Source organism: Bradyrhizobium sp. WYCCWR15520 (assembly GCF_056174665.1).
On the sequence record NZ_JBWBWM010000076.1, the window covers coordinates 1 to 14,779 of the forward strand.

Consider the following 14,779-nt stretch of genomic DNA (forward strand, 5'->3'; position numbering starts at 1 on the left):
GCTCAGAACCTTCGTAAGATGGCCAAGCTGATCCCGATGCCCGCGTGAGCCTCATCAAGCCGACTCGTCCGCGGAACAGCGGGCGTTCACGACGAAACTACTGCCGCCTTTTTCAACGGAATCGGCCAATAACCGACACTGGCGGAGGTTCAATCAGTCAACTCGTCGGCATGGCAAGTATCGACAATCTGCCATCCCCGAATGGCAAGCGACCATTGCGGCGCTGATGTTGGTCGCGCAAGACGGGCCACCATGTTGAGCGCATCCAGGCTGCAACCAACTCTTTCAATCCGCGAATAGCAACCGGTAGACGGATTTGAACCGAAAGGATTGCTTGCCAGCCAGTGCCGTGGCTTCGAACTCGGCACCGTCATCTGAATAGGTTCCAGTAAATCCAATGGTGATAGTCTTTCGTGCCCATGGATACGTTCCAGAAATAGGTGAATGCTCTCGGCTCGTCATTTCACCTTTCCAGTTGCCGTCAGAACAAGTGTAGCTTCCGACAGTATAGTAATATCCGCCGCCCCCGCGCATCGTGCCATCACGCAGCACCATGACGTGTCGGTTGTAGGCTTCCACGCCGTCCAAAAATCTCGTCTCAGCTAGATAAAGTCCGTTCCTGATCATGATTTGATGCCGCGCAATCGCCCTGCTGCCCGGGGGGTAGATACAAAACTGCGCGTCCTTCAGCGGCTTTACAAGCCCGGCAGCCGATGAACCGCTCAATAAACTGTTCCAAGGCAATGTCCGGATTGAGTCAACCGCGTCGCTTTGACCGCGTGCTGCTCACTTCTGGTCTAACCCCAAAAGCAGACATAATCGCAGACCGTCGGCATGTCTAAAAAGTGCCAATAACGGAAGTCACGGACCAATCGCCGAGCAATTCCTGAAGTTCTGTTAAGTTCGTCGATAAAAATCTGAGTGTGCCACCGACCCGGCAGTCCATTCAGAGATGTGACGATTGGATTCAAGGAGCTTCCTAATCCTGCCAAACCCGACACGGCTGAACGATGCGGAGAAACATCTGTCGCACAGCTTTTCCAATCCATCAAGCACCACGCGCCTCGAGATTTTTAGATGATGTCAGCCCTCGGCCGCAATGAACGAAGGGTCGCTTTAGCGGTCAGTCTCGGCAACACCATCCAATGCTTCTGAGGATGCAAGAGTCTGCCGGGAGCAAGATGCTGCCTCGGGCTTGGTAGCCAGCACCGTGTTGTACGGGTTGCCGAAGACAAATACCTTCGAAGTGCGCCAAATGATCCGCTCCAATTCCACGAATGTGCGCATCTTTAGCCGGTACTTCCACAACACCAAGTGTTGAATGAAGTTCCACGTGAGGCCCCAGGCCCAGAATGGCAGTCGCCGATAGCGGATCGGGTTGAAGCCGAGTCGGCGCATCTTGTAGACAAGAAGATTGGCGCCGACAAAATTGTAGCGCCAGTTTTCGAAGAAGACGGTGACGCTCAGGTAATCCTCCTTACGCCGACAATGATCCAACGACCCCGGTGAGCGGATTAACAGGCTTCCTCCCGGCTTGAGCATCCGCCAGCACTGCACCAGCCAAGCGTCCAAGTTTTTGGTGTAGCCGATCGATTCGAGCGCGTAGATGGCGTCAAAACTCTCACTCGGGAGATCGAGACTGTCGAAGTCGGTGACGATCACCTGTCCGCGCCCACCCAGTTTTGCAAATTTACGCCGGCAGATTTCCGCCTGTACGGATGAATTGGTCACGCACACAATTTCGATGTCTCGCCGGCTGGCGAGGTAGTAGGCCGCCGCGCCAGATCCGCACCCGAGATCCAACACTCGCATCCCTTCCTTCGGCTTCAAAAGAACGTATTCGGCTTCGTAGGGACGCGAAAACGCGAAGCGGGGGAAAACGCACGTGCTGTAGTTCGCTTGCTCGTCGCGATACGCGCCGAACACGTCATCGTATGTACGCTTCTCGTCGTCGTGCTTGAGAAAATCGCTCGGCTGCGGTGTCCACTCGATCAGTTGACGTTGCTCGAATTGATTCAATTCGTGGCCGATCTTGCTCGCGTCCTTCGGTTGAGTCACCAAGAGAAAAAGTACGTAATGAAAAATGTTGTATGCTACGAACAACGCGATGACGATCGCCGCGACCAACTGAAGCGCCAGAACAATGTCCAAGGGTACTCCTGTAACCTCTGAAAGCGATGGAGATTCTCACGTCAATGAGGAGCCACGGTCAAGCAGAACTGTGCGTTTCTTATGCGATTTTATCCTCTTCCGACGGGATCGACGAGCCGGCGACGAAAAATCGACCATTGACGCGATCGTGAGTTAGGTGACACCCCAATCCTAGACTGCAAGTCTAGAGGCGGCCTTGTTCTGCCCCGGATGGGGTGTCTACGGTCTCTTTCCGGTCCGTCGGAGTTCGCAGGAAGGCGAGGCAACCGCTAGGGCGAATCCCTTTGCGAGCGCGACTTTGGACCAGGGCGGTCATCGCGCACCTTATCTCTCTTGCAATCTGCTGGGTTGCTGGCAATTAGTTTTTCGAGGTTTGGCGCTGCGCCGCCTCTTAGAAAGGCCAACAAGTCCAACGACGGCGGCTCACCACCAGTAAGAATGGAGAGACAGGCATGCGCTTGGCCGCGATGATGAGTTTGATGATTGAATAGATGCAGCAGAATATTCGCGAGAACCTGTGACTGTGGCATTCCGGATGTAGTTCTGTAACTGTGAAGACCTCTCAGTGCTGTTTCATCGTACTTTCCGATGACCTCGACCATCCGATTGTTCTGCGATACGAGCCTTGGTTAGTTCGATGCGGTCTTCATACAGGATTGCATTAAGATCGTTTGGAAGGTCGCCTTCACCGGTCAATCGTTTCAACCAAAGCCTGTCGGTCAGCAGTAGATGATTCAGCGTCCCGTGGAGGCTACCGAAGTAGACACCGGTGTGAAGGCGGCATGACAGTTCTGATAGGTCAAGAGCTGCCGCGTAAAGTCGGGCGTTAGCCCAACGGTTGTAAGCGGCAAGCAGTTTGAAGTGCTCTTGGGTGATCATGCTGTTACTAACCGACACGATCTGAAGAAATAAGAAGAAGCCGAGAAGAAGGTTCCGACCTCGTCCCTTTCAGTTTCGCGAGTGGCCTGTTTTGCTCTGGTCATTCTCGGACCTCGGCTCGGTCCTGAGCGATGTCCGCTTTCCCCCTGATTGTGTTGCAAAAGTCGATTTTCGCCGATGACCAAAATTCTGCGGGCCGTGGGCGCGACGTTCGTGTACAAGATGTGAGGGACCTCAGGGCCTCACGCAAAATTCACAGGCGACTTCGGTAACGCGATTGAGGTCATACGAATCAGCGATCGCTCGCTGCTTAGTGTTTTCGCTAAAAATCTTGAGCCCTGCAACGTTCGACTTTTGCAACAGTATCTGCCAAAAGCAGAAGTTTACCCCCAACAGTCCGTACAGCCTGCTACACGCCATCCGTCCACGTGGGCGCACCAGGCACCTCGCCGTCTTGGCACAACCCGTACAAAGACTGATGCTGACGGAAGCCGCGCAATTCGAAATGGCCGATTTCAACGACCGGTGCCGCAACTTCGGCGGCAAAAGCACCACTCATGAGCAGTGGCCGGCCAACATCCTTGCAGAGGAGTTCAAGCCGACTGAGGATGTTGATGTCGCGCCCGACGGCGGTGAAGTCGAGGCGATTGCCAGAGCCAATGTTGCCGTATGCGGCATCACCATAGTGCAGAGCAATATCGATGGAAATATGCTGCTGGACCTCGGGCGGTGAAGCCTGGAGCGCAGCCAGCGTTGTCTGCGCTGCAGCCAGGGCCAACTCACAGGCCCGCGCCGGATCATCGCCGGTGACTGGAAAGATCGCAATGATCGCATCACCGATATACTTCAGGATGTCACCTTCGCTGCCAATGATGCCAGGGACGACCAGATCGAAGAAGGCATTTAGAAGTTCAATGATTCTTTGCTCCGGAAGCTCATCTGTCAGTCGGCTGAAACCACGCAAGTCGGCGAGCAGCATTGCCGCCTTGATGTGGTGGACGTTTCCGCGCTGGACGGCGCCCGCCATAATCCGCGCGCACGGATCTCGACCTACATAGGTAGCAAGAAGTTCAGCATAGATCCGCCGGCCCGCCGTCACTTCGAGAACTGGGGCAAAGGTCGGCACTAGATAGCGAAAGAGTTCAACATCCGCTTCCCTAAACCCGCTGGGAGCGTCGCTTCCCCACGATATCGCGTTAACGATCCGATTCGAAAAGATAAGAGGCGCCATCACGTAATGGGTAATGCCTTGCGCCCGCAGCGTTGCGAGGATCGGGAAGCGCCGATCGGTGGCTTCGCTAAGGACAGTATCAAGCCACTGTCCGGTTTCGATAACGTACTGAAGGGGGCTATTCTGGTAATCCGATGTAGACTCGATACCATGTCGCGACGTTCGGAACTCGGTACTCTGTCCACGGCGCCAGATACGCGATACTCCCCGGAATTCTGGATGCAGCGTACGGACATGCACTGTGGCGCGGGCTATCGGCGCCCCGAGCACGGTGAACTTCTCGCAGAGCATCTCAAGAAGCCCACCGGTATCGGGCGCAAAACGTCCCTCCTCGCTTAGCCAGCGCAGAAGCTCGGCCTTGCGATCAGCAAGTGAGAAATCGAGAGCCTTGGTCACATTTCACCCGAAGTTTCCCAGGGCACATCCGCAACGATAAGTTCCTGTAGCGCGCTCGCAGCTCGGCTGGAAGTTTCGTGCTGGCAGTGTCATGCCGGGCCGTCGCCGACACAGGGTCCCACTCCAACGCCGATTGACACTCAAACGGGGTCTGCATGGCGGCCGCGATCGCGCTGCACATGCAGATCGGTTACACGAACGAGCACACCTCGTTGATATCCGGACGCGGCAGACGCTGAAGCAATCCCGCCGGATCGCCATAGCCGATGGCACAGATAAAGTTCGATTTGATCTGGCCACCGGGGAAGAATTCCCGATCGACAGCCTCGTTGTCGAACCCGGACATCGGTCCGCAGTCGAGCCCGATGGCCCGCGCCGCCATGATAAAGTAGGCGCCTTGCAGGCTGCTGTTGCGGAAGGCCGTTGTTTCGGCAAAACCGGGCTTGTCGATAAACCAGGATCTGGCATCAACGTGCGGAAACAGGCGCGGCAGCCAGTCGTAGAACCTGGTGTCGTAGCCGATGATCGCTGTCACCGGCGCGTCTGTCACCTTTTGCCGGTTACCCTCAAGGACGAGGGGCTTTAGTCGCTCCTTCGCCGCCGGCGTCGTCACGAACACGATGCGCACGGGGAAGCAGTTCGCACTGGTCGGGCCCCAGCGCGTCAGATCGTACAGGGCAACGAGTTGTTCACGCGAAACCGGCTTATCGAACCACTTGTTTTGAGTACGCGCTTTGCGAAAGATCGTATCAAGCGTGGAATCATCGAGTGGCGTCGCCATAAGATACCTCCTCGCTCTTGAAGCTACTTCAATTCAAGTTGCAGCTCACTACCTCATCGAGGCGTCACGCGCCGCGATACACGCCAAAGTACGGGACTTCGCTAGGCGGCGGCGTGTATCCTGCGTCCTTGGCCTTCTTGAGAGCCTCAAGCCCTTCGTCGAAGGTCACGAGCGGCGTGGTCTTGACGCTCTTAACCGCCCCACCAGCTGAGATCGCCATGGACAGCGCCGTGGCGCTCACATTGTCCGGCAGCTGACAGATCACCAGCACGTCGTAATCGCCGAACGTCAGCCAGCCGTCGACGACACTGCCGCCGAGTCGTTGAACAACAGGTTTGACGGCCTCCATGCGGTTCTGAGGATCTTTGAGCAGGGCTGCCCACCCGACAGGGGCGTAAGCCGTCTGCAAGGCATAAAGGGCCATGGAGGGTCTCCTTTCAGAGTTTGCCGCCCCCTTGCTCACCGCAAAACGCATTGCCGCGGATATCTTTGTTCCCCTCACAACGGCAAGCTCACGGCACCAGTGTTAATATTGAAAACAGTGTAGCACTTCGCGCCACTCCCGTGAAGGCACGCTCGAAACGAGAAGCCATCGTAATCGACAAAACAGTTATTGCGCCCACGCCGCGCTGGGATGCGATCTCGAACGGCCGCTTTGGGTCAATCGCGTCGGTTCGTCCCCACGCTGACCACTTCCGGTCTTCCCCCAACTGCGGACATCACGCATCGGGACCACCACTTCCGAAAGGTGCCACGAGCGGACTATCAGCTGACCCGTGAGACGAGTTCGTGCGACATGGCAATGATAGCGCCAGCAGTCTCGGCTGGACTGAGGGTGGGATGAAGGTGCGTGCCCTGCAGTCGTGCAACAGGCCACCCTCGCCGCTGAGCCTCCGCAGCTGATGATCATAGATTGCGGAAGTCTGAATGAAGCCAGCGGGGATGCGATCCCAGCTGGCAAGTTCGATCGTGTCGTAGAACCAATCGACAGAAAGCCTCGGCAGACCGCTTTCGAACTTGGCAAACGCTACAGGATCGCTCGCCAGGATATCTAGGCCAACGAGGGATGCGCGACGTGCATCCCCCGACCACCTCGACCAGATCGGAAGAGACCCGTCGGGTTCTGCCAGGCTCTTGATGAAATCACGCAACGCTGGTCTCACCGGCGAGGCCGCACCTTGCGAGGGCGGCACCTCTCCATCCACGATAATCAGGCATTGGCATGGCACCTTGCCTGCAAGATCGGCGACTAACGCACTAGCCGAACTGTGACCGATTAAAACGGATTCACTGCAGGAGTTGATGAGCTCCAGTAAGTGGGAGTTCCAGGCGCTCCACGAAGGTGGCGGCTGATGGTAGGCCAGCAGGCGTTTGGGCACGATATCCCGCTTCCCGCAGATATCTGGCCGTTGGCTCCCAGCTCGACGCACGGACCAGAGGTCCTGCCACAAGAATGAAATCTAGACCCATGCGCCTCCAGCGGGTTGCGAGCGGTGAGAGTAAAATCCATGATACAAAACATAACCGCGCACAAAGGCAGCTTTGGGTCAAAATGCGACTTCGGCAGGCGAACGTACCAAGTCTGCTGTACTCCCCAAGAGCGGACATCGGCGACGGCAGGTGCAATGTCGGCTTGTGCCAGTTGCAGACATTGCGTCTCACTTTCGATGCCCTCGTCCGCACAAGCGAGCTGGGGCCTATTCCGGCAACCCAGCTTTCCAAAGACCCTCGATCAGCAGCTTCTGGCCCGCTAGCCCGGGCGCCCGAGCGATCAACGCCGATATTGTAAAGACGGGATCGAACTCAAGCACACGTGCCGCCGCCTCACGCGCGTCAGCGTCACGACCCAGATGGGCGAAAGCGGACGCCAGACAGCGGTAAACTGCCGAATAGGAGGGGTTCTGACGAAGGGCCTTCTTTCCAGCGACGATTGCCTCGTCAAAGCGACGAAGCTCAATAAGGGCCTGCCCGATGCCAGTAAGCGTCATGTATAGCCGCGGGTCTACCGGGCTCACGCGCATGGCGCGTTCAAAGCTCCGGATCGCTTCCTCTGGCAGCCCTGCAATTCTATAGACATGGCCTCTGCAGTTCCATGTGCTCCATGAATTAGGGTTGAGCGCGACCGCCCGGTCAGCCATTTCGATTCCGGCCTCACCATCGCCGAGCATCCACGCCGAGATTTGGGAAGCCCTCGCTAACGTTTCCGGATCGCCATCGTCGATGCTCAATGCCAAACGAGCAAGCCGAACTGCTTCCTTGCGGTCGAACTGAGGATCGTTGCCATAGCCCAAAAGGACGTTGAGCATGTGGCAGAGACCTGCCAGAGAAGCGGCCAAGCCAAACCGAGGGTCGAGCTCCAACGCGCGATGCGCCAGCCTGAGCGCCTCGGCAAGCCCTTCTCGGGTCATTAGGTAATACTCCGGCATAGCACGGAGATAAAAATCATAGGCCGTGAGGTTTTCTGGTCGCCGCCGCGTCGCCATTGCAATCTCTGTTTGAAGCAATTTTGGTTGAATGGCTGAGACAACGGCGACCGTCACTTCATCTTGGAGGACGAAAATGTCCGTCAGGTCACGCTCGAACCTGTCCGCCCAAATGTGTGCGCCTGTTAACGCATCAATCAACTGCCCGGTAATGCGAACCTTCCCTGATGCCTTGCGAACTGCCCCCTCAAAGACATAGCGTACGCCAAGCTTGCGTCCGACCTCCTTCACATCAACGGCTTTGCCTTTGAACGTAAAGCTCGAATTGCGAGCGATCACGAACAGCCATTTGAACCGGGACAGCGCGGTGATGATCTCCTCGACCATTCCGTCCGCGAAGTATTCCTGCTCGGGATCGCCGCTCATGTTCTCGAACGGCAGCACGGCAATCGACGGCTTGTCGGGGAGCGCCAGAGCTTGCGTGCTCTCGACCGACGGCTCTATCGGCGCGGCCGCGCAACCGCTCGCATTTGTCCTCAACCGCCACGTACGCATCGGCTCGGCAATATTTTTCAGGTTCTGCGAGCCCATATCCTCGAAGGCGGTATCGACCTTGCCACGGATCTGACGTTGCGCATCATCCGAGATGCAGACCCCGCCGGGCTCCGCGACCCCTTCAAGGCGAACGGCGATATTGACGCCATCTCCAAAGATATCGTTTTCATCGACTATGATGTCACCGACGTGGATGCCAATGCGAAATTCGATCCGCTTGACCTGCGGCACCGTGGCATTTTGCTCAGCCATGCCGCGCTGGACCTCAATGGCGCAGCGCACCGCATCTACGACGCTGCCGAACTCAGCGAGCAGGCCATCGCCGGTGTGCTTGACGACCTTGCCACGATATTCGCTGATCTTGGGATCAGCGAGCCCACGCAGACGCTCCCTCAGCCGGACGTGTGTCCCTTCCTCGTCCAAGCCGGTCAGCCGACTATATCCAGCCACATCAGCCGCAAGGATGGCTGCAAGCCGTCGTTCAACGCGATTGTCGGTCAAAACGGCCTCCCGAGAGCGGTCGATCCGTCGGACATATCAAAGCATAGGGCGTTGCCCTTGGGCTAGGGTCAATGTCCGAGTCGGGTCACAAACGGCGGTCCGGCCGCTCATCTCGTCAGGTCCGGTTCTCCTCTGAGAGCGGCCTTTGCGGCCGCTCAAAGGCAGTTCGGCTGAGGGCCACTAAGCGACCTTCGACGGCGGACTGACTGACGAGAAGCTTACTATTAGTTAAGTTGCATTGATTTATAATCCTTATTGCTGATTGAGGATTGCTTTGGGTAAGACGCATTAGCACAAGAGATGAATGCATGAGCGTGTCGTGAGCAAGTTAGAACTGTTTGGATGGGGCGCGGTCGCGATCGTCTGCTTCGCACTGTTCAGCTTCAACGTGTGGCGCTACCCACCGTATTCGTTTCATCCACTATGCACTTACGATCTCACCTATCGTGTGCAAGCCACTTTAGAGGCTCAAGCAATATGCTTCTGAAGCGGTCTTACAACAAACTCAGGTCCGCAGACCGTTCTCGGGACTCTTCAGCGCGGAATGCCAACAGACTCATGGGACAAGATTGGTGTTTCGGCTCGATGACAATCGGGTTGTCATCCTTAGCTCCAATATTTGCCAAAGCGCCAAAAAAGCAATAGTAGGAGGAACCTACCGTGAGAGCGATTATGCTCGCGCGATGCAGCAGCGCCGAAAAGTTGATGTAACCTCATACTGCGTTGGCATTTCACGGGATCGAGATCGTTCGATGCCATACTATGCGAACTATGACGGGTATCTATTCGACAACGCGGACAAACCCTCACAACGGACGGAGTTCAGATTTGGCGATGACTCGGGTCCTGCGGCTCAATTTCGGATGGTAAGCGCAATCGCCGAGGCCGCCGATATCTGGCCAAGGGACGACTTGCACAAGATCGCGCCGGAAATCCTCAAGATTGGTTCGAGGTGAGTAGTTTGGATATGCCGGAAGGCATCATTTCGCATTCGCAGAGCTAATCAACATCTACTTACATTGCTTACCAAAAGTGAAGTCGAGGGCAGCACGCGGGGCGCTCCGGCTTGATCAGGCTTCCGCTTAGGGTCTTGGCTGTGTAAAAACGCGAAGACGCTCAATCGCGATAGAAGAAGTTATTCGTCCGAGACCGCCTTAGTCGCTCAACGCGCAAGCGGATTGAACTTAGAGGTCGAACTGGAAAAATATCATTCTTCGCCGCGTTTCGATTTTTGAGTTTTTACACAGCCAGGGTCAAAAGGCGACCTTCGGGCGCAGCTGATTTAGGTCTGCTCAACCCCCGATTGTGTTGCAAAACTCGATTTTCGCCGATGACCAAAATTCTGCGGGCCGTGGGCGCGACTTTCGTGTACAAGATGTGAGGGACCTCACGGCCTCACGCAAAATTCACAGGCGACTTCGGTAACGCGATTGAGGTCATACGAATCAGCGATCGCTCGCTGTTTAGTGTTTTCGCGAAAAAGCTTGAGCCCTGCAACTTTCGACTTTTGCAACAGTATCCCCCCAACAGCGGACATCGGAAGACTGCCGCAGCACGTCCGAAAAGTGCCAACAGTGGACGTCAGGTCTATTTGAATCCGGCCCGGTAATAAGCTGCCAGCCCATCAATCTCGCTCGCGGTTAGCTTCGCCGCGATGGTCCTCATTCGTCCATAGACATCGTTGCGCCGCTCGCCCGAGGCATAGAGCTTTAACTGCCGGACGGTGTAATCCCGTCCTTGCTCGGCAAGGATGGGAGTCTCAATAGGGCCGCCCGATCCGAGGCGATGACACGACGCGCAGGGCGGAATGTTGCGGCTGGGATCGCCAAGTTCGACTAGGCGAACTATCGCCCGAGGCGACTCCGCGAGCGTCGTCACGTTCGGATTGCGCTGTGGCTGAGCTGCGTAATACGCGGCAACATCAGCTAACGTTGCCTCATCCAGGGCCTTCGCGATGCCCGTCATCAACTGATGCGTTCGGCTGCCTGTTCGATAATCGCTAAGCTGCTTGTAAATCGCCGCGCCCGATTGACCGGCAAGATGCGGATTCTCCGGGACGGCCGACACGCCCTGCTCGCCATGACATGCGACGCAAACCTCTTGCGCTTTGGCGCGGCCCCGTTCCGGTTTTGCGTTGGCGAGAATTTGCAGCAGGTCGGGCGTCCACACCACTTGCGAAACCGGTGCCGGTGGCGTGCGATCGGCAACCTGTTGCCGTGCGGGCGATCCCGGCAAAATTCCGAGCGCCCGGCAAATCGCGGTGTAGGCGTCGATCCCGTCGCTGCGGCCTTGGACCACGGGAATGATCACCACGCCCAAGACGATGCCGCTGAGCACAATGCCGAAAATGGCGACGCTCGCCCAAATCCGCCATGGCTGATCGAGGACGTGGGGCTCGGACTCGGATGTATGCGCCATGGCGCGCTCCCTAATGCATCCGATGCACCATCGCCGCCGGCGACGGCTCGATTACGAATTGGGCGATCGGGTAGCCGTATGCCAGCAGCATCAAGACAAGGACCAGCACGTTCCACAGCCCAAAGCCATTGAGCGCAGCCGGAACGCGATGCGGCGGATGCACCGCCAATGCGTAAAGTGGACGTTGAGCCACCGGCAGCGGGCTGCGATGAAGGACGGCGAGATTGCGTACGAACAACAGGGCAGAGGCGAGCAACACGAGACCGCCGAAGAAAGACACAAGTACCCACGGCCCCCAGGCGGCGATAATAGGATCGGCGTAATTAAAATTGGCGACGCGCCGCCATTGGCCTTGCAGGCCCAGCAAGTGCCAGGGCAAGGTCATCACCATCATGCCGATGAACCAAAGCCAAAGTTGCCAACGCAGCGGTGCGGGCGAGGCGTGCTCCCGGCCAGTCAGATGCGGCCATATCTCGTAAGCGATCGCGAAGTACATGATGATGACGGAGCCACCAAAGATCAGATGAAAGTGCGCGGTGACCCACGACGTGTTGTGCACCATAGCGTTCATGCCGTATCCCATATTGATCAGCCCGCCGAAACCACCGAAGCCGAGCATGACGAAAGCAAGGCCGGTTGCGAGGACGGCCGGCCGTTCCCAGGGAAGCCTTGCCATCCATCCGAAAACACCGCGGCCGCCGCGCAGCCGTCCCGCGATTTCCAACGATGCCATGATGGTGAAAATCGTCAGCAGCGTCGGCACCGACACGAAGGCAGTGAGCAGCATTTGGATAAACTTCCAGCCGTTGCCGTGCTGAGGGTCCATCATTAGGTGATGCATTCCGACCGGCAAGCTATAAACCAGAAATAGAATGAAGGTGAGGCGGCCCATCGTATCGCTGTAGAGGCGTCCGCCGGCCGCGCGCGGGATCATTGTGTAAAGCGCGATGTATGCCGGAATGAGCCAGAAATAGACGATGGCGTGCAGCGTCCACGAGAACAACGTGCGTGCCAGACCAGCATCGATGGTTTGTACGATGCCCAGCGATGCCGGAATGACCTGGAATAGCAGTTCTGCTGCTACGCCGACGGTGGTCCAAAGCCACATCACCGCGTTTGCGACCGTTGCGAACATCGCCAACGGCACGGGCTGCCCCGGATTTTCGCGCTTCCACTCGCGCATCGCGACGAACATGAGAATGCACCAGACCCACGAGCCGACAACGAGAAGAACCAGTCCGATATAGAACCAGGGGCTCGCCGTGAGCGGCGGATAAAATGTGAAGAGCACCGAAGCCTGACCCTTGATGATCGGGATCAGCACCATCACGACGCCAACGATCGCTATCCAGAAGGCAATCCATGCCCAAACTTTGCCGGGAAGCGGACGGCCAAGAGATGTCACCGCGACGAAATAACCAAAGCCCATAATGAAGAAGGTGGTCAGTACATAGGCCATCGAGACGCCGTGCGCCGTCACCGACATGAAATAGTGTCCGGGCGTGCCAACGTTGGTGCCCCATGGGCTGCGCACCCACATCTGCCAGGAGCCCAAAACGCAGGCGACTAAAAATGCTGCGAACGCCACCCAGAAATGGGCAAGGCAAAGCCGCTCAACGTTGCGCACAGGAAACCCTCCCGTCAGGGCCCGGCTTGAATCTATCGTCTGGCATCACTTGAACAGTGGCCCACATCTCGCTGTGGCCCAGACCGCAATACTCATGACAAGGCATCAGCAGGTCTTCGTCGCGGGTGAATTCGGTGTGCACTTGGGCGACGAAGCCCGGCACCACCATGGTGTTCACATTTGTCCTGGTGATCAGCAGACCGTGGATGACATCCGGTGACGCGAAGCGGAGCGTAACAGCACGGCCGCTGGGGACCGCGATGCAACGCGGAACAAACATGAATTGCGTCGCGATGATCCGCGCCGTGACCCTGCCGTCCGGTCCGACCGTCGTGCCTAGATTGTGTTCTGCGAACTCGCCCGACAGGTGCAGCGTCTTCGGATCGATCCGCTCGACGTTGCTGGGCGGGTTGATATCCCTGCTCAGAGCGGTAAACACAACCACGCTGAGCGTGGCCGCAACGAGCACGCCAACACCAACCGCCCATAGCAATTCGGTACCTAGAATTCGCTGCTCGTGAATTTCGGGTGGTCGGTCGGTCATGGCGCTAGCCCACCGTGCCGCGCGGCAGGAAGACCAGCAGATAGATCGCTAGATAGCCAAGCACCAGCAACGCAACGGCCGTTCCGGCGAGGACGGCGGCGCCGAGGGGTGTCACCCGCATCGCCTCCGCGAGTGCAGCTTCATCGATTTGATCAGCGATCTCAGACGGATGATAAGCGTCAGAAGATTGGTCAGCAGAGTTCATCGTTTCGCCCCGACGATTTCCAGCTAACTTCTGGGTCCGAAAAGTGCCAGACTCGGACTCATGCACCGCAGCAAACTACATGCACGAACCGCAGTGATTTACTCAATCACCTCGTCGGCGCGGGCGAGTGATCGAACCGCGCCCATCGCGCTCCGTTAATAGACACCACGCCGCACGGCGCGACGCGTATGGCGGTACACGCGACGGTCGACACGACGCGCAGTCACGCGGGCGCGCCGGTACGTGACGGCCTGCGCTTGATCAACGCTTAACTCCACGCCGCGCGGTGTCACCTGCGGCGAGACCGGAATCGTCGCCACCAGGCCCGACGCAATCGCGAGCCCAGCAGGGAAAAAACCCTTCGACGCGAAATCACTTCCGACTTGTTTTCGGTCATCACAGCCTCCTGTTGGGCTTTGAACCCTTGCTGATAATGCCGCTGCGACCTTGACCTAAATCAAGCAAATCCCGAGCTTCGAAGTCCGCTCTGGGTCTTGGCCGTGTAAAAACACCCTTCCCAGGGAAGCCGGTGAGAAGCAAGGATCGGCTCGGTCTCAGGCCACGATCGCAGCCATCAGCGGCTTGGTCCCGACGATGTTCATGACCCGTGTCAGATTGTAGGCCAGGATCGAGAGCGCCATCTCGGCGGCTACTTTTGGAAGCGTTTTGGTAAGGAAGTGTGTCGCCCCCATGCGGGCCTTCATCGTGCCGAACGGATGCTCGACCGTCTCCCGACGCTGGCGCATGGCTTGTGGATTGCATCAAGGCGCTGCTGCACGGCCTCGAGCAGATGCTCATGCTCCCATCGTGGAATCCGCCGCTCTGGTCCTGTCGTGCACTGCGATTTAAGCGAGCAGTTCTGACAGGCTGTGGTCCAGTAGCGCCGTAGCCGCTTGCCGTCTTCCTCGCTCGTAAAGCGATATGGCAGTTGCTCCCCAGCTGGACAGCGATAGGCGTCCTCCTCCGGTAAATAGATGAAGTCCTGCTTGCCGAAGCGCCCATCTGACTTGGCACCCGACGTCTGCGGCTTGGGCAGAGTTACCGTGATGCCGGCCTCGTGGCAGGCGA

General features: G+C 57.4%; 10 protein-coding genes and 2 pseudogenes. All 12 read right to left on the bottom strand.

Features of this window, described 5'->3' with window-relative positions:
- Positions 1 to 285: 285 nt before the first annotated feature.
- On the bottom strand, positions 286 to 726 hold the full coding sequence (locus AC0QUY_RS40330) for a hypothetical protein (protein ID WP_475391479.1): 441 nt from the start codon (positions 724 to 726) through the stop codon (positions 286 to 288).
- 390 nt (positions 727 to 1,116) lie between these two features.
- Positions 1,117 to 2,151, bottom strand: coding sequence for a class I SAM-dependent methyltransferase (locus AC0QUY_RS40335; protein WP_161852526.1), 1,035 nt, complete (start codon positions 2,149 to 2,151; stop codon positions 1,117 to 1,119).
- A gap of 269 nt (positions 2,152 to 2,420) precedes the next feature.
- A pseudogene (locus AC0QUY_RS40340) lies at positions 2,421 to 3,030 on the bottom strand (DinB family protein).
- Between the two features lie 409 nt (positions 3,031 to 3,439).
- On the bottom strand, positions 3,440 to 4,657 hold the full coding sequence (locus tag AC0QUY_RS40345) for an adenylate/guanylate cyclase domain-containing protein (protein WP_475391480.1): 1,218 nt from the start codon (positions 4,655 to 4,657) through the stop codon (positions 3,440 to 3,442).
- Between the two features lie 190 nt (positions 4,658 to 4,847).
- The gene (locus AC0QUY_RS40350) at positions 4,848 to 5,438 is read right to left on the bottom strand and encodes a malonic semialdehyde reductase (RefSeq protein ID WP_161852523.1); all 591 of its coding nucleotides are present in this window, start codon (positions 5,436 to 5,438) and stop codon (positions 4,848 to 4,850) included.
- A gap of 64 nt (positions 5,439 to 5,502) precedes the next feature.
- Entirely contained in the window at positions 5,503 to 5,862 is a 360-nt protein-coding gene (locus AC0QUY_RS40355; RefSeq protein WP_161852522.1) for a GYD domain-containing protein, read from the bottom strand.
- A 1,273-nt stretch (positions 5,863 to 7,135) separates the two neighbouring features.
- Positions 7,136 to 8,917 (bottom strand): adenylate/guanylate cyclase domain-containing protein, encoded by a 1,782-nt coding sequence (locus tag AC0QUY_RS40360; RefSeq protein ID WP_475391483.1) that lies wholly within the window; start codon positions 8,915 to 8,917, stop codon positions 7,136 to 7,138.
- A 1,587-nt stretch (positions 8,918 to 10,504) separates the two neighbouring features.
- A complete protein-coding gene (locus AC0QUY_RS40365; RefSeq protein WP_475391484.1) occupies positions 10,505 to 11,335 on the bottom strand; it encodes a c-type cytochrome in 831 nt (276 codons plus the stop codon).
- A gap of 10 nt (positions 11,336 to 11,345) precedes the next feature.
- Positions 11,346 to 12,962: a cbb3-type cytochrome c oxidase subunit I gene (locus AC0QUY_RS40370; RefSeq protein WP_475391485.1), complete on the bottom strand. Its 1,617-nt coding sequence runs from the start codon at positions 12,960 to 12,962 to the stop codon at positions 11,346 to 11,348.
- Positions 12,949 to 13,506 (bottom strand): cupredoxin domain-containing protein, encoded by a 558-nt coding sequence (locus AC0QUY_RS40375; RefSeq protein WP_475391487.1) that lies wholly within the window; start codon positions 13,504 to 13,506, stop codon positions 12,949 to 12,951. Before AC0QUY_RS40375 ends, AC0QUY_RS40370 begins: the two co-directional genes overlap by 14 nt.
- A gap of 4 nt (positions 13,507 to 13,510) precedes the next feature.
- Entirely contained in the window at positions 13,511 to 13,711 is a 201-nt protein-coding gene (locus AC0QUY_RS40380; RefSeq protein ID WP_161850000.1) for a hypothetical protein, read from the bottom strand.
- 554 nt (positions 13,712 to 14,265) lie between these two features.
- Positions 14,266 to 14,779: pseudogene (locus AC0QUY_RS40385) on the bottom strand (transposase); the annotation flags it as partial.

Coding starts and splice junctions, on each gene's coding strand:
- AC0QUY_RS40350 (WP_161852523.1), bottom strand. CDS start 5,438: ATGGCGACGCCACTCGATGATTCCACGCTTGATACGATCTTTCGCAAA.
- AC0QUY_RS40355 (WP_161852522.1), bottom strand. CDS start 5,862: ATGGCCCTTTATGCCTTGCAGACGGCTTACGCCCCTGTCGGGTGGGCA.
- AC0QUY_RS40365 (WP_475391484.1), bottom strand. CDS start 11,335: ATGGCGCATACATCCGAGTCCGAGCCCCACGTCCTCGATCAGCCATGG.
- AC0QUY_RS40375 (WP_475391487.1), bottom strand. CDS start 13,506: ATGACCGACCGACCACCCGAAATTCACGAGCAGCGAATTCTAGGTACC.
- AC0QUY_RS40380 (WP_161850000.1), bottom strand. CDS start 13,711: ATGAACTCTGCTGACCAATCTTCTGACGCTTATCATCCGTCTGAGATC.